We start from the raw sequence: 16026 nt of genomic DNA, 5'->3' as shown, positions 1-16026 counted from the left end.
CTTAAAACATTGGATTTTCTTCCAAATAATCATATATATTTTTCACAAGTTCTTCTACTGTAGTACCCTGTACAACTTCACCATTTACAAGCGCAAATGGTCCCTCAAAGCAAATACCACAATAGCCAAGGCAACCGTATTCCATAACATCTAAGTTTGGATCTTTTTCTAGCTCTTCAAACGCTGCTTGTGAACCACTCGCAAGGTTACCTACGCAAAATTCGATTAATGGTTTAACCAACAAACTCCCCCCTATAACTGTTCAAATCATTCTATCAGAAGAAAATGCTGCCATTTCTTGTTGTATTCATTACACTAACTAAACCATTGATTGGGTATACTGTTTTATTTCAAATCAATTGGTAAATCGCAACAGCTTATCCCACTTTTCTTCTTATTGTACAACAGAGTGCTCATTCATGCATTGTTATTTGTTCACAAATTCGATATAATTTGAGTGAGTAAAGTCAAAATATTTTTTCAATATACAATTTTATGATTAGGGGATATTTCAACAGAAAAGGGGTAATCCATCATGAAACACCTCGTGTTATTGGGTGGTGGCTACGGTGGAATGAGAATTCTACAGCGGCTTCTTCCAAACAATCAGCTTCCAGATGATGTCCAAGTGACATTAATCGACAAGGTACCATACCATTGTTTTAAGACAGAATACTATGCATTAGTGGCGGGGACAATTTCAGAAACTCATATTCGCATTCCGTTTCCAGAGCATCCACGCCTCAACATTCAATATGGAACTGTAACGAATGTTGACCTTGAAAACAAAAGCGTTCATCTCGATGGCGGTGAAGAAATTCAATATGATGATTTAATTATCGGGCTTGGCTGTGAAGACAAATATCACAATGTTCCAGGGGCAAAGGAATATACACACAGTCTACAATCCATTGAACAAACACGTAAAACGTACGAACAATTAAACAGCTTAGAACCAAATGCAACAGTAGCGGTTGTTGGTGCTGGATTAAGCGGTGTTGAAGTAGCAAGTGAACTCCGCGAAAGTCGTCCTGATTTAACAATTTACTTATTCGATCGAAAAGAACGCATTTTATTCCCGTTTCCAGAGAAATTAAGTAGATACGTAGAAAAATGGTTCATAAAACATAAAGTTACCATTATACGGAACTCTAATATTACGAAAGTAGAGCCCAACATTGTGTACAACCATGACGAACCGCTTCCTTGTGACGCAATTGTATGGACAGCTGGCATTCAAGCTAATGAAGTTGTTCGAAACCTTCCCGTCGAACATGATAGTAGCGGACGGGTTATATTAACAAAATATCACAATATTCCGAATAACGAGCATGTATATGTTGTAGGTGATTGTGCATCGCTTCCACATGCCCCTTCTGCACAATTAGCTGAAGGGCAAGGCGAACAGATTGTCCAAATATTGCTGAAACGTTGGAATAATGAGCCACTTCCTGACGAGCTACCTGTTATTAAATTAAAAGGAGTTCTCGGCTCTCTTGGTAAAAAACACGGTTTCGGCTTATTGGCAAATCAACCGCTAATGGGACGCGTGCCAAGACTACTAAAATCCGGTATTCTCTGGATGTATAAATATCATAACGGGTAAAGAGAAAAACAAGAGTTTTTAGCTCTTGTTTTTCTTCTTTCTTCACAATTATATTTTTTTAACAAATTGAGACTTTAATTTCATTGCTCCGAAACCATCAATTTTACAGTCAATATCATGATCACCATCAACAAGACGGATATTCTTTACTTTTGTACCAATTTTAATAACAGATGACGTTCCTTTCACCTTTAAATCTTTAATAACAGATACAGAATCACCATCTTGCAAAACATTTCCATTCGCATCTTTTACAACTTTCACATCTTCTGCTTCCGATTCTAAATTCCACTCATGTGTACATTCTGGGCATACAAAAAGAGCTCCATCTTCATATGTATACTCCGAATTACATTTTGGACAATTTGGTACATTAGACATAATTTTCTTTCCTCCAATTTATCATTCTCAATTCTTGTACAAAAATTCTTTTCCATTTCTTATGGATAACTGCGTGAGAATCGCTACTAAAAATTTGAAATGAATTGTATATAAGAATTTCCTATATTTTTATATACTGCCATAGTCTCCTCGTAATAACAACCCTTCCTTACCTTCTCATTTTTATCCTATTTTAAACAAACCTTGTGAAAATCTCTAAGTATCAATATCCAAATAATGGATAACATAATAGTGAATTATTACAATTGTATATAATGGAGGTCTATGTGATGTATTATGTAAAATTAATTAAAGGGCAATCCTTCTATGCTTTTAATCATCGTTTTTTATTAGATCAAGAGGAAAAAGTAACACAAAGAATTTTTAAATATCTATGTAAAAATGAATGTTTTGAAGTGCGTACAGAGGAAGAAGCTTCTTCTCCTTCCTGAAACAAGGATGACACGATTTTCAGTTATATAATTCGTACAAAAAAACGCTTGAGTTTTGCCAAGCGTTTTTTTGTTTTCATTACTAAAAAAAGATTATCATTCATCTATCGTTTCGATTCTATAATACGACAACGCTTATTCATTAAAAATCATTATTCATTGCGATTACTTTCATAACCTTCTTCCATTTTATATTCTAAAATATCTCCAGGTTGGCATTCTAATGCTTTGCAAATTGCCTCTAAAGTTGAAAACCGAATTGCTTTTGCTTTTCCATTTTTTAATATGGAAAGGTTAGCCATTGTAATCCCAACCTTCTCTGAAAGTTCTGTTACACTCATTTTTCTTTTAGCTAGCATCACATCAATATTGATTATAATTGCCATATTATTCACCTCAAACCGTTAAATCATTTTCTGTCTTTATATCTACAGCATTTTTTAATAGCTTTTGAAGAACAGCAGCAAAAACTGCGATAACCGTTGAAGTAAAAATAATGACCAATCCAATTAATATAATGCCAGGGGCATCATCTCTCTCCGCAATGAGATAGAAGAGTGGCAGACCTATCACATACAAGCTACTAATTGTAATAGCACAGTTCTTTATATTCTTTAAAGCTCTTACAGATAATTCCGAGAACGCTTCATTCCGATCAATATATTGCAAAAGTTTGAAAGCTTGATACAAAGCAAAGTAAAAAGGAATCGCCGCTGCATACAAATCAATTAGAACGAGATATTTCATATAAACAATATCTGGATACAATTCTGCTGCAAAATTCCCTATCTTAGGTACTAAAAATATACATAAAGCAAAAATTGGAATACCGATAAGAATAACAGCTATTTTTAAAAAGAATGTTTCTCGTTTCATAGACAGCACCTCTCTTATTGATTGCAAATTTGATTTTAACACATTTTTATCGTTTTACAATAAATTTTTATTTATTAACATTATTTTTTTATTATTATATAAAAAGAGCATTTCTTTATCATAAGAAATGCTCTTTGACTTTGAATCATTGAACCGGTACGAATTTAATAAAATCAATATCATCTCTCATATTGACAATAGCTGATTTCACTCTATTACTTAGAGTATGCAGAGAAACGAAACTACCTACTATTTGTATACATCTTTTTTCTCTTCCAATTTCTTTTTACATAGTTCAATCGTACTAACCAAATACTGCCGCGTCATCTTTGCTCTTCTCCATATGGAAATCATCCGCCTTTCTCCCGCATTCCTTCTTATACGTCCAACCTCCCAGAATAAGGGCTTCCATTTTTCAGAAGAAGACCTCATCATATATTGCAACCCTTCATCTTTTGAAACAATTCTTTTTTGCTCGAGAGTAACAACTATACGCCCCATTGTCACAATAGCTGATTCTACCCATTCCCCACTAAGAAATAAATAAGGACGCGATATTTTTTCACTCCAATATTTCTCTACATTATATTTCATCGTTCTTTGAACATCGCTCCATGATGGGTGAAAAGGAAGTTCCTTTGCCTCCAGTCCCGTAACAGTAATTCCTTGATTCTTTAACGTCCACCACGTCACTGCATTTATATCCCAGTGTCCTATGTTTATTTTTCCATTTGCGCAGTACATATACTCTTCTATCTCCTCATTTCTTTTTCCTAAATCAGCGACAGAAATATACATACCATCCATTCGTTTTCCAAGCTTATGCTTACTGAGGGTTTTATGCAATTTCTTTATTTGAAATTGCATATCTTCCTCCATCCTTTTGCTTGTTACTGTAATAAAATCAATATCACTTGTCGCATAGCAAAATGCACCTAACGCAACGGAACCGTACACATATACTCCTACCAGTTCTTCATCTAACAATATTTCTTGTAGCCTACTTACATATTGTGCCATTAACTCTTTTACTTCTTCTGGTACTTCTTGCTTCACGATATCTATTTCTCACACCGCCTTCAATATTTTTCCTTTTATAGTTATTAAAAAAACCTTTGCATTCACAAAGGCTTTTCAATTGATAAATATTTCTCAATCTCTTCATATACATCTTTCAAACGAGGATTTCCTTCTCCAACGATTTCTCCGTTGACAACAACAACTGGATAAAATAAATCTTCTTCAATAACGCGCTCTGCAAAAGCTTTCTTCTCTGCATCTTCTTGCTCTTCTTGAATATCGATGTATTCAAATTTAAATTGATCTTCTTTTCCTTCATACTTACGACCAATTGCTGCTTGCAACCACTCAAACGTTTCCGTTGAAGATGGCATTCCAACGCAGCTTGCACAAATCACTTTTGCACCATACACTTGAACATGAATCATTCTTTTTTCCCCCTAACTTCCTGTTCTAACAGTATATTCAGATGCCTTAACTACATAAGCGCATCACTTTACAAGTTCATACTATACCCCTATACTGAAAAAACACATTGTAAACATGATTACACATTTCGACAATAAAACAAGAACAGAAAAAATAGATTTTCCCCTGTATCTTGATTATAATAAAATGGATGAAAGGAGTCGATAAAAATGGAAAACCCAAACATGCAAGAACAAGTACTAGAAGTATTAGATAAATTACGTCCGTTCTTACTTCGCGATGGCGGTGACGTTGAATTAGTAGATATTGAAGATGGTATCGTAAAACTACGCCTTATGGGTGCATGCGGAAGCTGCCCAAGTTCTACAATTACATTAAAAGCTGGTATCGAACGCGCACTACTAGAAGAAGTACCAGGCGTAATCGAAGTAGAGCAAGTATTTTAATTGCAAAGCGAAGGCGGCTTGCTCAGAATCTCCTCAAAAAAGAGACCAAATCCGGTCTCTTTTTTGTATTTTTTCGGAAAAACAAATGGTAATTGAAATTATATCGACGATTCGACCTAAAATATCGGCGGTTCGACACAACTTATCGTCTGCTCGACAAATAATGACACCCTTTTCTCACCGTAATATGTAGAATCAAACAGAGGTCTCTGTTTGATTCTACGATAACCAATCTAATTTGCGAATCCCTAACTTATTAACAGGTAATCGAAAAAATTCATAAAAATGCTTCATAAATTGCTCTGAACGGTTCATATCGTGTAAAATGTCTTCTAAGCGATCTCTGTATACACTTTTATACTCTTCATTATCTGTTTGATAGTAACTTTCTACTGTTTCAAAGTATTGGAGCGGGAACAGTAAACGTGCAAATAATAAGCGCCAACCAAAAGAAGATAACGAATAATTTCGTTCATACTCGGAAATAAATTGAACAATTAGTCGTTCCGAATCTTTCTTTTTCTCTGTTATTATAGAGCGCATCCATTCTGCTATATCTCTAGTTGGATGATCATATACCCAATCAATAGGAATTTTTAATCGATTCGTTTGTTGCCATAATAAAGGTGTAAATCTTTCTTGGCAAATCGTTGCGGAATCAGAAAGCTGTGGTGTGTCATCTATCTCTGTATCAACAACATATTGAATAGCATTTTCAGCAATTCCTAAATAATAAGGGAATGATTCAATAAACAATTGATCAAATACATCTGAAGGATGATTCATCACCTGTGATTGCCAAAAACGCTCTAATTGATCAAGTCTCTTTTCCCATAGCGATTTCCATTCACCAATGCGGCTTAATTTATCAATTTCCTCTGGGAAAAAGGCACCGCGTTTATGAAATAATGAAAGTTCACTTCCTAATGGAGTAGCATGTCGTTCAAGCAAGCGTATCCCTTTTAATAAACAATAATTTTTCTCTTCTATTTCACTTACATAGTAACCGTGTATCGTTGGAACGAAAGTTGCAACAGTAATATCCCCTTGCTGGTTCATATAATCACTGAGCTTTTTCATTTCAACAAGTACTTCTTCTTCCATATTTCCAATCGGAAGAAGTACATAAATTTTATTGCGAATCCAAAAACTTTTATAGGGGCCAAGGGGAATTAATTCTTTGACATGCATTTGATAATGCTCATAAATATGCTGAATCATCATAGTCGCCACCTATGTTTTTTCTATATATATATGAGCTTGTGCTCGCCTTTCATGCCTATGCACATGATAAAGCTAAGAAACGTATACAAATAATAAAAAGAAAAAAAGGTGATAAACATGAAAGAATCAAATCAACTACAAGAAAAAGCATTACAACTTTTACAAGAGCGCGGTGTAACAATCGATGACATTGCTGAACTCGTTCATTTTCTTCAAAAAAAGTACCATCCTAATTTAGAGATGGAAGAATGTCGTTACAATGTAGAACGTGTATTATCAAAACGTGAAGTTCAAAATGCCCTTATTACAGGAATTGAATTAGATATCCTTGCTGAAAAAGGTCTATTAAGTGAACCGTTGCAAGATATTGTAAAGCGCGATGAAGGATTATACGGAATTGATGAGGTGATCGCACTTTCTATCGTGAACGTCTATGGCTCTATTGGCTTCACAAATTTTGGATATATCGATAAATTAAAACCAGGTATTTTAGAATACTTAAATGATAAATCAACTGGAAAAGTTAATACATTTCTTGATGATATCGTTGGAGGTATTGCTGCGGCTGCTTCTAGTCGTTTGGCACACCGAGCTGAGCATGCTGAGTAAAGGGAAAGAACCTCTCTTCTAGTTCAAAACAGAAGGAGGTTCCTTTTTAAATTTACATATATTACAAGTTGTTATATACTCCTTGTAAAAAGGGGTGGGGTGAAATGACTCGTAAACAAGCCTTTTCTTTATTTTCCCTACCGCTTGCATTCATTAGTAGCACTTATTTTTATGGACATGCATCTCACTCCATCATTAGAAGCGACTCTAATTATATGTAGCTTTTTATCCATTATTTTAACATTCATTGGTGAAAAAGGATTTGTTCGTACAGTAGCTAGAGTATGGTCTATCGCAATACTATCTTACATTATTTTCTTCGGTTATATTATCCGGCTGATTTGGAATGGACCATAAGCAGGAGCTTCTTTTCTCTACTCATCAATACAGCTTGCTGTTTAAATTCAGTATTTTTATATAATAGCCCTTTAACACTTAACTGTATTCCAGCCTGAAAAAAATTTTTTCCTCGTAAAACCGAAAATAATCCATGACATTGCATACATTTCCTATCACCAGCCTCATTCTTATATCATTACATTTTACTTTTATTTTTAGATACATGTATCATATATGTAATTGTGCATAAAAAACAGGCAACCATTTAGTTACCTGTCTCTCATTACATTTTCTCAATCCACTCCGTCAAGTTATGCACAACATGCGTTGGTTGCACTTCATAATCTTTTAATTTTTCCACAGTTGTGACTCCAGTGTGGACAAGAAGCGTATCCATATCAGCATTTATCCCTGCTAATATGTCGGTATCGTAGTTATCCCCAACCATGATTGCCTCTTCTTTCGTCACATCAAGTACTTTCAAGGCTTGTTCCATAATAATGGATTCTGGTTTCCCAATAAAGATTGGATCTACACCTGTGGATACTGCTACAACAGATGTTAGTGAACCGTTCCCGGGTAGTAACCCTCGCTCAGTCGGAATAGCAATGTCTCCGTTTGTAGAAATAAACGTTGCGCCATTACGCACAGCAAGACAAGCTTTTGCTAATTTTTCATATGTGATGTCGCGGTCTAAACCAACAACGACGAAATCAGGATTTTCATCCACAAGTTCAAATCCTTTTTCCACAAGAGCATCGTGTAAACCTTCTTCACCAATCATGTATACAGTTGCATCTTGTTTCCGTTCATAAATGAAGTTCGCTGTTGCCATACTCGTTGTAAATACTTGTTCTGGTTCAGCTGGAATATCGAAACGAACCAGTTTTTCAGCAACTTGTGCCGGTTTTCGCGTTGAATTATTCGTTACAAATAAATATGGGATGCCATGCTCTTGTAATGCTTTTACAAAATCACTTGCTTCTTCAATTTGTTCTTCACCGCGATACATCGTACCATCTAAGTCAATTAAATAGCCTTTGTACATCTATTCTGTCTCTCCTTTTATAATAGCGTCCATACCTTTCCTATATTACCCTCTTTTCCAAAAGAAAAAAACGCTTTACCCTAAAGCGTCTCATAACATTTATTTTTTCTCTTGAATTTGATAGGAGCAATTGCAGTCCCCATCACACATATTGGTTAATATCCTTACATCCGCTTCAGAAAACAATTGTTTGTACATATCTTTTTCATCTTCACATAACTGCGGAAATTTTTCTGCAATGGCCATTAATGGACAATTTTGTTTTTTCAAGATAAACGATTGTTCATCTTCTTGTTCCACTTGTACCATATAACCATTTTTCTCTTGAATTGCAGCTACCTCTTGCAATTTATATGCCAAATTCCCTTTTCCATTCACTCGTTTTTGAAGATGCTCTTTCATTCTGTTTGTTCGTGCTTTCAATATTTGCCGAAGTAGCTCTTCATTACCACTGCTCGCTAAATCTTTCAGCATATCGATTGCAAATTGCTTATATTCTTTCGGAAATGTATCTTCTCCTTTTTGACTAAGACCGTATAAATATGTCGGTCGTCCAACATGTTGTCTTACCATTTTGGAATCAATCAGTTGCTCTTTCTCGAGTTTACTTAAATGGCGACGTACTGCCATTTCCGTAATGTCCAATGATTTTGCTAACTCCGCAACAGTGTGCTCCCCATTGATTTTTAAAAGCTGTACAATTTCTTCTTTTGTTGTACGCGTTTCCCCCATTTCTTTTTCTCACCCTTCTCCCTTTTTCTCACTATTATCTACTCATTTATTCTGCAACAAATGCAGATACAGGTCCTAATTCCTTTTCTAAATAACGACGAATATTCGCAGGATATGTTTGTACGAATGGAATCTGTCTTTGAATTGTTTCATATATTTTTTCATGATTCGTTTCAATATAATCTTGCATAAGCATTTTTCGAAGAAGAATCACTTCTTTCAGTCCTTCTCCTTCCGCTCCGCTGATTACTTTTTCATCCATTAAAATATCAATAATATCTTCATAACTTCCTGGATCCCGCATAATAAATCCATCAATCATTGCATTACCAACATCTAATATACAGTCAATGATAAGATGGGACATGCGTTCTAACGCATAATATTCAAAATTTGTTTCATATATTTTTTTCTCTTGAAATGTATCTACAACTTGTTCTAGACACGTTAACATTTTCTCAATCTTTTTTCTATCTACAAAGTACATAAAAGGTCACCTACCTGGAAATTAAAGCATTTACATTTCAATTGTAACCTTTTCTTTTGAAAAAATCGACAATTTTTCGAATTCACCTTTTCCCTGTAATTTGTTATAGTTATAACTGTATGATTTTTGAAATTGGAGGAATGTCACCTTGGAACGTGAACTCGCATTAGAAATTGTCCGTGTAACAGAAGCCGCGGCATTAGCATCCGCACAATGGATGGGGCGCGGAAAAAAAAATGAAGCAGATGATGCAGCAACTACTGCTATGCGCAATATGTTTGATTCAGTAAATATGGCAGGTACTGTTGTAATTGGTGAAGGAGAGCTTGATGAAGCACCAATGTTATATATTGGTGAACAATTAGGGACAGGAAACGGTCCAGAAGTAGATATTGCCGTTGACCCATTAGAAGGTACAAATATCGTTGCAAAAGGCCTTGCAAATGCAATGGCAGTTATCGCAATTGCAGATAAAGGAAATCTTCTTCATGCTCCAGATATGTACATGGAAAAGATTGCGGTTGGTCCAAACGCAGCTGGTAAAATTAGCTTAGATGATCCAATTGAAAAAACAATTGAAATTGTAGCAGAAGCAAATAATAAAAAGATTCGTGACCTAACGGTTATCGTCCAAGAACGTGAACGTCATCAAGATATTATTGATCGTGTGCGTGCAAAAGGAGCACGTGTAAAATTATTTGGTGATGGTGACGTTGGTGCCTCTATCGCTACCGCTTTGCCAGGAACAGGAATCGACTTATTTGTCGGTATTGGAGGTGCTCCAGAAGGTGTTATCTCTGCAGCAGCATTAAAGTGTCTTGGCGGAGAAATGCAAGCGCGCTTAGTTCCAATGAATGAGGAAGAAGAGGCGCGTTGCCGTAAAATGGGACTAGAAGACCCTCGTCAACTTCTTATGTTAGAAGACTTAGTATCTGGCGAAGATGCAATCTTCTCAGCAACAGGGGTATCTGCTGGCGAGTTATTAGATGGTGTGAAATTCCTCGGCGGTGATTTAGCAGAAACATATTCTATCGTTATGCGTTATAAAACAAGAACGGTACGCTTTATTAAAACACATCACCATTTAGACCATAAGCCCCATTTAAACTTAGATATTTAAAAAGGAGCGTGCATGCAAGGTATGGAAGAACGTTTCTTTCTGTACGACGATACAGTCGCTACAAAAACTCGTTTCGTTAGCTTTATGGGAGAAAATGAACGCCATGATTTAGCGCTTTTATACTCCGATCGTCATTATGGCAAAACAATTGTCCTTGATATGCAGCGTAATAAATTCGCTATCATTGGAACTGACGATTTAAACGAACCAGGCTACTTAGAGCATGCTTTTTCTGTCTCTGAAGAAATTGCCGAAGAACTGCGCTCATTCTTATTTGAATTGATTTAATTTGAATAAAGAACCCCTCTTACTATATGTGTAAGAGGGGTTCTTTTATTTCTTTACTTTTCGTAATACAAAGTATGCACAACCAAAGTTACAATATTCGTATAGATACTCCGATACTGTGCTAATTTTCGTATCATATGTCGCACGTTGGTTACTATCATCAAAAAAGCCGCGCAATCTCAGTTGATCGTACCCCCAGTCACCAACGATATAATCATATTTATTTAAAATTTCTGCATAGCGCTCTTTAAATGCTTCTTCACGAAAACCGTCACGATAGTCTTGAATTACTTCGTATTGAACATTATTAATGCTCACCGTAGCATGAATCTCTTGCTTTTGCTCCATCATTAACTCCCTTTCTAAGCATTCTTCTTTTTATCGTATCACAAAGGCTTACAACCAACAATTTCAAATACAAAAAATTGAAAAGTAGTAAATGCTATAAAGAAGGAGGTGATACATCATGAAAAGACAAATGTTTCTTTCGTTTCTCACCCTTTCTTTATTTGCAGGATGCCAAGTAGCAAATAAAGCTGAAATGGAACGTGAGGAGGGAAGCCGTATTCTTGTTTCCGATAAAAATGACATGTATCATTCAGAAAATACAAATACAAAACTTACAAGAGTTGGCTATTCTTCTAAACAAAAGCATGAAGTATCCAACAATCAGGTAGGTAGTATAAATCGGGAGAAAGTCGCTGAAATGATTACAAGTATGGCTGTGAAACTTCCCGACGTAACAAATGCTGCTACACTTGTAACTGACGATGAAGTATTCGTTGTATATCGTGCAAACACAACTAATCATAAGCTTGTGACAGATCAAGTATACCGAACAGCTTTGTCCGTCGTTCCTCGCTATTATAAAGCATATGTCTCAACAGACCAAAAGTTGATTTCTCAAATTCAAGGACTTCAATCTGGTCAATTAAACGATACTGAATATGAACAAAGTATTACTATGTTAAAGCGTGAAATGAGCAAAAATCCACATTTAAACAATACACAAAATGAGACATTAAATGATATGATTAAAAAATAAAAATAGAGGATGCCTATCTTTAGGCATCCTCTATTTTTATTTTTTCGGATGACGATTTGCATATATTGCCATAGCATCGCACATAAACTGAGCCAACCCTTTTCCAAATTGATCAATGTTTTTCGTAAAACGTTCATCATCTACATACATTTTCCCTAAACCTTTAAACGCCTCTAATGAATAATGGCCAAAGCTTTGTAAATAATCATACCACTCTTGAATTGCTTCTTGTGCTTCTTTTGAATCGGGTGCATGATGCCGAAGAGTAGCAAGCTTTCGGTATATATGATTCAACTCTTCCTGCTTTTCTTTAGACATACTAGCAGCCGCTTTATTCGCCTTATCAACCGCTTCATCTCCCCATCGTTCTCGTGCTTCTTGTTCATATGGGTTATGACTGAAATCAAATCCTTCAAATTTCTCTTTATTCGTCATTTGAATCTCTCCTTTTTCATGCTTTATTGTTTTCTCAATCGTCGCAATCATCTTATCTAACCGCTTACGTTTTTCAAGCAGCATTTTCCGATGCAACTGAAGCGCTTCCTCTCGGTCAAATGACGGACTCATGATAATTTCCTTAATCTTCTTTAAAGGGAAGCCAAGCTCTTTAAAAAATAAAATTTGCTGGAGTGTTTCTAAGTTTTTGTTGGAATATAGGCGATATCCTGATTCTGTTACCTCATCTGGAATTAATAGTCCAATTTCATCATAATGATGAAGTGTGCGCACACTAATACCTACTAAATCAGCTACTTCTTTTACTCTCATTGTCATTGATCTTGCCTCCCTTAGCTTCTACAATAAAGTATCACGCAACGTGAGAGTCAACCAAAAATTCATCTTTTTTATGTTAAAAATGGAGACTACTCCACATTCCAGAAAAATTCAGGCATAATATAAGTGTATATATATTAGAAAGCGGTGAAATTTATGGTTTCAAATACTGTCATTACCAGCATCATTATTCAACTTGTTCTTTCGATTTTCGTGCCTATTATTGTTTTTATCTATTTGCGAAAAAAATATCGTATAAACTGGAAAGTAGTTGGGGTAGGTATTCTCGTCTTTATCGGATTCGCTCAAATTCTTGAAACACCTCTTCATGTATTCATGCTAGGAAATCCGACAACCTCTAAAATATTAGAAAATCCATTTCTATATGCACTCTATGGTGGATTTGCCGCTGGTATCTTTGAGGAAGTAGGACGCTTTATCGCCTTCTTTTTCCTATTAAAGAAATACCAAGAATATAAAGACGGCTTTGCCTACGGAATCGGTCATGGAGGGATTGAATCCATCTTAATTGGAGGACTTGCTGGGCTTCAAGCTCTTATTTTTGCTACTTCTATTAATAATGGTAGCTTTGCACAACTCATTGAAAAAACACCTCAACTGAGTCAAGTACAGGATGCCTTACTTTCTGCTCCTTCGTATCTATATTTACTCGGCGGGGTAGAAAGAATGATGGCACTCGTTCTACAAATTTCCTTTACAATGCTTGTGTTGTATGGTGTAAAACAGAAAAAATATATTTTCGTCATATATGCTGTACTGTTTCATGCACTCGTTGATTTCTTTGCAGCTCTTTATCAAAAACAAGTGCTGAATATATTTGTTACAGAAAGTATCTTCTTTATTTTTACTATTTTTGCATTCATTCTAATTCGAAACATGAGAGAAAAACTAACAACGGAACCTTCCAAAAGCTAAGCGAAAATGCTTAGCTTTTTTTGAATAGAGGAATTTTTCTTCTTTTTGTCGAAGTTATGTAGGGTCAACTTGAAAAGTGAGGGATGAAATTTGAAGAAGTTAATTGTAATCCGGCACTGCTCTGCAACAGGAAAAAGTCGTGATGCAATGCTCACAATTGAAGGCGAAAAGCAAGCATCTGCCCTTGCTGAATTTCTTATGACAAGTCGCTTACAAATCGATTCCATTATTTCGAGCCCTTTTAAGAGAGCAATTCAGTCCATTACACCATTTGCATCACTAGTGAACCTACAAATGAGCAAGATGAACGCTTAGCCGAACGTATACTGAGTAATAGGCCCATGAAAGATTGGCTACAGAAATTAGAATATACTTTTACAAATATAGATATCGCCTTCTCAGGCGGAGAGTCAACAAAACAAGCGATGGAACGTGTAGCTTCATTAATCAAGCATGTTTTAGAAAAAGAGCATCAAGTAACGTTACTTGTTACACATGGAAATCTGCTAACGCTGATTCTAAAGTACTTTAATCAGATTGGCTTTCAAGAATGGAAAAACGTAAGTAACCCTGATGTTTATGAAATTACAATTTCTGAACAACCGATAATCCACAGACTGTGGAAACAATAGTATATAACATCATACTCACAAAGAACATCCCTTTCAAATTCATTCAGTTGACATCACGAGAAGATGCCTAAACATGCTCATTATTGTTTTACAACATGCATGAAAAATGAGATAAATCTGTAACAAACTTAGGAAGGGGTATCACAAAGTATGTATGAAGAAGTAATATCTTTACTACATAAAACAAACGCTTCTTACGAAAAATTTGAACATGAGCCAGTTCTTGATTATGAAACAGATCGAGTTGTTCGCGAACGCCTTGGTTTACAAGGTGTTCCAAGTAAAAGCTTATTTTTAAAATCAAAATCTAATTCTTATTATGTATTCTTCACAATAGAAGGAACTCGTCTGGATCAAAGCAAAATAAAAGCAATAACTGGACAACATCTCTCTCTTTGTTCACCAGATGAACTAAGAGAACAAACTGGATGTATTCCTGGATGCGTGGCTCCTTTTGGCTATTCGGCGGATGTAACAATTATTGTGGATAGCTCTGTCTATAACTATGATAAAATTTTAATATCACCAGGTGTTCCAGACTTTACAATCGAATTATCCACAGAAGAATTAAAGAAAATTTTATCCACATGTCAAAATCCCGTTTTGGAATACAAAAAAGAGAGCTAGTCATTTGCTCTCTTTTTTGTATTATTTTGCTTCTACTGTATTCTCTTTTGCAGAACGAACTTGCTCATCTGCATGGTAAGAAGAGCGCACAAGTGGACCCGCTTCACAGTGACTGAATCCTTTGCTAAGCGCAATTTCTTTCAGCTCTGCAAATTCAGCAGGTGTGTAATATCGAATAACTGGTAAGTGTTTCTTAGATGGTTGTAGATATTGTCCAAGCGTTAAAATATCCACATTGTTCGCACGTAAATCGTCCATTGCTTCAAGTAAATCTTCTCTTGTTTCTCCTAATCCCACCATAATGCTAGATTTAGTTGGAATATCAGGTTGCATTTCTTTTGCACGACGTAAAAATTCTAAGGAACGATCATATTTTGCTCTTGCGCGAACTCGGTCAGATAATCGACGTACCGTTTCAATGTTATGGTTTAAAATATCTGGTTTTGCATCCATTAATATTCTTAAATTCTCTTCTACCCCACCCATATCAGATGGTAACACTTCAATAGATGTAAATGGATTTTTGCGGCGAACTGCGCGCACTGTTTCAGCAAAAACCGCAGCTCCTCCGTCCTTTAAATCATCGCGTGCAACCGCTGTTATAACAACGTGTTTTAATCCCATTTGTACAACAGAATCCGCTACGCGTTCTGGCTCTTGTAAATCAAGCTCTGTTGGTAAGCCTGTTTTAACCGCACAGAAGCGGCAAGCACGTGTACAAATTGCACCTAAAATCATAAATGTTGCTGTTTTTCTTACTGCCCAACATTCATGAATGTTCGGACATTTTGCTTCTTCACAAACTGTATGAAGCTGCTTAGAACGCATCATTTTCTTTAAGCCTGTATAGTTTTCATTTGTATTTAACTTAATTTTCAACCATTCGGGCTTGCGCTTATATTCTGTTTGTTTTGTCATGTTATCAACTCCGCACAATATGAAATAGTTTACCGTG

23 protein-coding genes and 1 pseudogene are annotated in these 16026 nt (G+C 35.7%); 11 read left to right on the top strand and 13 right to left on the bottom strand.

Translation table 11 applies throughout. From position 1 onward, the window contains the following. Position 1: 1 nt before the first annotated feature. Positions 2 to 244 carry a YuzB family protein gene (locus tag MR059_RS17920; RefSeq protein WP_012096001.1) on the bottom strand — a complete coding sequence of 81 codons (243 nt, stop codon included), beginning with the start codon at positions 242 to 244 and terminating at the stop codon, positions 2 to 4. Between the two features lie 291 nt (positions 245 to 535). On the opposite strand from MR059_RS17920, the gene MR059_RS17915 reads away from it, so the two are divergent. After that, positions 536 to 1606 (top strand): NAD(P)/FAD-dependent oxidoreductase, encoded by a 1071-nt coding sequence (locus MR059_RS17915; protein ID WP_012096002.1) that lies wholly within the window; start codon positions 536 to 538, stop codon positions 1604 to 1606. Between the two features lie 48 nt (positions 1607 to 1654). On the opposite strand, the gene MR059_RS17910 is transcribed toward MR059_RS17915, so the two are convergent. Beyond that, positions 1655 to 1987, bottom strand: coding sequence for a zinc ribbon domain-containing protein YjdM (locus tag MR059_RS17910; RefSeq protein WP_012096003.1), 333 nt, complete (start codon positions 1985 to 1987; stop codon positions 1655 to 1657). A gap of 290 nt (positions 1988 to 2277) precedes the next feature. Here MR059_RS17910 and MR059_RS17905 point away from each other — a divergent pair, with 290 nt between their 5' ends. Further along, a complete protein-coding gene (locus MR059_RS17905) occupies positions 2278 to 2439 on the top strand; it encodes a YqbF domain-containing protein (protein ID WP_081428410.1) in 162 nt (53 codons plus the stop codon). 152 nt (positions 2440 to 2591) lie between these two features. Here MR059_RS17905 and MR059_RS17900 read toward each other — a convergent pair whose 3' ends face one another. The 4 genes from MR059_RS17900 to MR059_RS17885 form a co-directional block, all read right to left on the bottom strand. Next, the gene (locus tag MR059_RS17900; RefSeq protein WP_012096004.1) at positions 2592 to 2825 is read right to left on the bottom strand and encodes a helix-turn-helix domain-containing protein; all 234 of its coding nucleotides are present in this window, start codon (positions 2823 to 2825) and stop codon (positions 2592 to 2594) included. Positions 2826 to 2835: 10 nt separating this feature from the next. Further along, positions 2836 to 3315 (bottom strand): DUF2975 domain-containing protein, encoded by a 480-nt coding sequence (locus tag MR059_RS17895; protein WP_012096005.1) that lies wholly within the window; start codon positions 3313 to 3315, stop codon positions 2836 to 2838. A 249-nt stretch (positions 3316 to 3564) separates the two neighbouring features. Then, on the bottom strand, positions 3565 to 4335 hold the full coding sequence (locus MR059_RS17890; RefSeq protein WP_048723211.1) for a nucleotidyltransferase family protein: 771 nt from the start codon (positions 4333 to 4335) through the stop codon (positions 3565 to 3567). Between the two features lie 101 nt (positions 4336 to 4436). Then, positions 4437 to 4763, bottom strand: coding sequence for a YuzD family protein (locus tag MR059_RS17885; RefSeq protein WP_087095518.1), 327 nt, complete (start codon positions 4761 to 4763; stop codon positions 4437 to 4439). 210 nt (positions 4764 to 4973) lie between these two features. On the opposite strand from MR059_RS17885, the gene MR059_RS17880 reads away from it, so the two are divergent. After that, positions 4974 to 5210: a NifU family protein gene (locus MR059_RS17880; RefSeq protein ID WP_012096008.1), complete on the top strand. Its 237-nt coding sequence runs from the start codon at positions 4974 to 4976 to the stop codon at positions 5208 to 5210. A 219-nt stretch (positions 5211 to 5429) separates the two neighbouring features. Here the strand turns inward: MR059_RS17880 and yutH are convergent, their stop codons facing one another. Next, on the bottom strand, positions 5430 to 6431 hold the full coding sequence (gene yutH / locus MR059_RS17875; protein WP_041810105.1) for a spore coat putative kinase YutH: 1002 nt from the start codon (positions 6429 to 6431) through the stop codon (positions 5430 to 5432). Between the two features lie 120 nt (positions 6432 to 6551). Here yutH and MR059_RS17870 point away from each other — a divergent pair, with 120 nt between their 5' ends. Together MR059_RS17870 and MR059_RS17865 are read left to right on the top strand one after the other, a co-directional pair. Further along, a complete protein-coding gene (locus MR059_RS17870) occupies positions 6552 to 7043 on the top strand; it encodes a phosphatidylglycerophosphatase A family protein (RefSeq protein WP_012096010.1) in 492 nt (163 codons plus the stop codon). Positions 7044 to 7214: 171 nt separating this feature from the next. After that, on the top strand, positions 7215 to 7400 hold the full coding sequence (locus tag MR059_RS17865; protein WP_142288791.1) for a hypothetical protein: 186 nt from the start codon (positions 7215 to 7217) through the stop codon (positions 7398 to 7400). Between the two features lie 265 nt (positions 7401 to 7665). Here MR059_RS17865 and MR059_RS17860 read toward each other — a convergent pair whose 3' ends face one another. From MR059_RS17860 to MR059_RS17850, 3 genes are all read right to left on the bottom strand, one after another. Next, positions 7666 to 8430, bottom strand: coding sequence for a TIGR01457 family HAD-type hydrolase (locus MR059_RS17860; RefSeq protein ID WP_087095519.1), 765 nt, complete (start codon positions 8428 to 8430; stop codon positions 7666 to 7668). 99 nt (positions 8431 to 8529) lie between these two features. Further along, positions 8530 to 9162, bottom strand: coding sequence for a helix-turn-helix transcriptional regulator (locus MR059_RS17855; RefSeq protein WP_012096013.1), 633 nt, complete (start codon positions 9160 to 9162; stop codon positions 8530 to 8532). A gap of 46 nt (positions 9163 to 9208) precedes the next feature. Next, on the bottom strand, positions 9209 to 9649 hold the full coding sequence (locus tag MR059_RS17850) for a DUF86 domain-containing protein (RefSeq protein ID WP_087095520.1): 441 nt from the start codon (positions 9647 to 9649) through the stop codon (positions 9209 to 9211). Between the two features lie 148 nt (positions 9650 to 9797). Between MR059_RS17850 and glpX the strand changes: the two genes are divergently transcribed. Together glpX and MR059_RS17840 are read left to right on the top strand one after the other, a co-directional pair. After that, positions 9798 to 10769, top strand: coding sequence for a class II fructose-bisphosphatase (gene glpX / locus MR059_RS17845; protein ID WP_012096015.1), 972 nt, complete (start codon positions 9798 to 9800; stop codon positions 10767 to 10769). Positions 10770 to 10790: 21 nt separating this feature from the next. Continuing rightward, entirely contained in the window at positions 10791 to 11057 is a 267-nt protein-coding gene (locus MR059_RS17840) for a DUF3055 domain-containing protein (RefSeq protein WP_041810600.1), read from the top strand. Positions 11058 to 11102: 45 nt separating this feature from the next. Here the strand turns inward: MR059_RS17840 and MR059_RS17835 are convergent, their stop codons facing one another. Then, complete coding sequence (locus MR059_RS17835) at positions 11103 to 11405, bottom strand: YutD family protein (RefSeq protein ID WP_012096017.1); 303 nt, start codon at positions 11403 to 11405, stop codon at positions 11103 to 11105. A gap of 118 nt (positions 11406 to 11523) precedes the next feature. On the opposite strand from MR059_RS17835, the gene MR059_RS17830 reads away from it, so the two are divergent. Next, positions 11524 to 12102, top strand: a complete 579-nt coding sequence (locus MR059_RS17830) for a YhcN/YlaJ family sporulation lipoprotein (RefSeq protein ID WP_012096018.1) — start codon at positions 11524 to 11526, stop codon at positions 12100 to 12102. A gap of 36 nt (positions 12103 to 12138) precedes the next feature. Here MR059_RS17830 and MR059_RS17825 read toward each other — a convergent pair whose 3' ends face one another. Beyond that, positions 12139 to 12876: a MerR family transcriptional regulator gene (locus MR059_RS17825; RefSeq protein WP_012096019.1), complete on the bottom strand. Its 738-nt coding sequence runs from the start codon at positions 12874 to 12876 to the stop codon at positions 12139 to 12141. A 156-nt stretch (positions 12877 to 13032) separates the two neighbouring features. Here MR059_RS17825 and MR059_RS17820 point away from each other — a divergent pair, with 156 nt between their 5' ends. From MR059_RS17820 to MR059_RS17810, 3 genes and pseudogenes are all read left to right on the top strand, one after another. After that, a complete protein-coding gene (locus tag MR059_RS17820) occupies positions 13033 to 13812 on the top strand; it encodes a YhfC family intramembrane metalloprotease (RefSeq protein ID WP_048723179.1) in 780 nt (259 codons plus the stop codon). Between the two features lie 90 nt (positions 13813 to 13902). Further along, a pseudogene (locus MR059_RS17815) lies at positions 13903 to 14444 on the top strand (histidine phosphatase family protein). A gap of 150 nt (positions 14445 to 14594) precedes the next feature. Then, the gene (locus tag MR059_RS17810) at positions 14595 to 15071 is read left to right on the top strand and encodes a YbaK/EbsC family protein (RefSeq protein ID WP_012096021.1); all 477 of its coding nucleotides are present in this window, start codon (positions 14595 to 14597) and stop codon (positions 15069 to 15071) included. Positions 15072 to 15092: 21 nt separating this feature from the next. On the opposite strand, the gene lipA is transcribed toward MR059_RS17810, so the two are convergent. After that, complete coding sequence (gene lipA / locus MR059_RS17805; protein ID WP_012096022.1) at positions 15093 to 15989, bottom strand: lipoyl synthase; 897 nt, start codon at positions 15987 to 15989, stop codon at positions 15093 to 15095. Positions 15990 to 16026: the final 37 nt, after the last annotated feature.

It is taken from the genome of Bacillus cereus group sp. BfR-BA-01522 (genome assembly GCF_022662635.1).
Classification (GTDB): Bacteria; Bacillota; Bacilli; order Bacillales; family Bacillaceae_G; genus Bacillus_A; species Bacillus_A cytotoxicus.
This window is presented reverse-complemented; position numbering and strand designations above follow the sequence as displayed.

What these genes read in the sequence shown, in the direction of transcription:
- MR059_RS17900 (WP_012096004.1), bottom strand. Translation starts at nt 2,825, where the DNA reads ATGGCAATTATAATCAATATTGATGTGATGCTAGCTAAAAGAAAAATG.
- MR059_RS17810 (WP_012096021.1), top strand. Translation starts at nt 14,595, where the DNA reads ATGTATGAAGAAGTAATATCTTTACTACATAAAACAAACGCTTCTTAC.
- MR059_RS17895 (WP_012096005.1), bottom strand. Translation starts at nt 3,315, where the DNA reads ATGAAACGAGAAACATTCTTTTTAAAAATAGCTGTTATTCTTATCGGT.
- yutH (WP_041810105.1), bottom strand. Translation starts at nt 6,431, where the DNA reads ATGATTCAGCATATTTATGAGCATTATCAAATGCATGTCAAAGAATTA.
- MR059_RS17825 (WP_012096019.1), bottom strand. Translation starts at nt 12,876, where the DNA reads ATGACAATGAGAGTAAAAGAAGTAGCTGATTTAGTAGGTATTAGTGTG.
- MR059_RS17835 (WP_012096017.1), bottom strand. Translation starts at nt 11,405, where the DNA reads ATGGAGCAAAAGCAAGAGATTCATGCTACGGTGAGCATTAATAATGTT.
- lipA (WP_012096022.1), bottom strand. Translation starts at nt 15,989, where the DNA reads ATGACAAAACAAACAGAATATAAGCGCAAGCCCGAATGGTTGAAAATT.
- MR059_RS17830 (WP_012096018.1), top strand. Translation starts at nt 11,524, where the DNA reads ATGAAAAGACAAATGTTTCTTTCGTTTCTCACCCTTTCTTTATTTGCA.
- MR059_RS17865 (WP_142288791.1), top strand. Translation starts at nt 7,215, where the DNA reads ATGGACATGCATCTCACTCCATCATTAGAAGCGACTCTAATTATATGT.
- MR059_RS17910 (WP_012096003.1), bottom strand. Translation starts at nt 1,987, where the DNA reads ATGTCTAATGTACCAAATTGTCCAAAATGTAATTCGGAGTATACATAT.
- MR059_RS17870 (WP_012096010.1), top strand. Translation starts at nt 6,552, where the DNA reads ATGAAAGAATCAAATCAACTACAAGAAAAAGCATTACAACTTTTACAA.
- MR059_RS17885 (WP_087095518.1), bottom strand. Translation starts at nt 4,763, where the DNA reads ATGATTCATGTTCAAGTGTATGGTGCAAAAGTGATTTGTGCAAGCTGC.
- MR059_RS17915 (WP_012096002.1), top strand. Translation starts at nt 536, where the DNA reads ATGAAACACCTCGTGTTATTGGGTGGTGGCTACGGTGGAATGAGAATT.
- MR059_RS17855 (WP_012096013.1), bottom strand. Translation starts at nt 9,162, where the DNA reads ATGGGGGAAACGCGTACAACAAAAGAAGAAATTGTACAGCTTTTAAAA.
- MR059_RS17820 (WP_048723179.1), top strand. Translation starts at nt 13,033, where the DNA reads ATGGTTTCAAATACTGTCATTACCAGCATCATTATTCAACTTGTTCTT.
- MR059_RS17880 (WP_012096008.1), top strand. Translation starts at nt 4,974, where the DNA reads ATGGAAAACCCAAACATGCAAGAACAAGTACTAGAAGTATTAGATAAA.
- MR059_RS17890 (WP_048723211.1), bottom strand. Translation starts at nt 4,335, where the DNA reads ATGGCACAATATGTAAGTAGGCTACAAGAAATATTGTTAGATGAAGAA.
- MR059_RS17860 (WP_087095519.1), bottom strand. Translation starts at nt 8,430, where the DNA reads ATGTACAAAGGCTATTTAATTGACTTAGATGGTACGATGTATCGCGGT.
- MR059_RS17905 (WP_081428410.1), top strand. Translation starts at nt 2,278, where the DNA reads ATGTATTATGTAAAATTAATTAAAGGGCAATCCTTCTATGCTTTTAAT.
- MR059_RS17850 (WP_087095520.1), bottom strand. Translation starts at nt 9,649, where the DNA reads ATGTACTTTGTAGATAGAAAAAAGATTGAGAAAATGTTAACGTGTCTA.
- MR059_RS17840 (WP_041810600.1), top strand. Translation starts at nt 10,791, where the DNA reads ATGGAAGAACGTTTCTTTCTGTACGACGATACAGTCGCTACAAAAACT.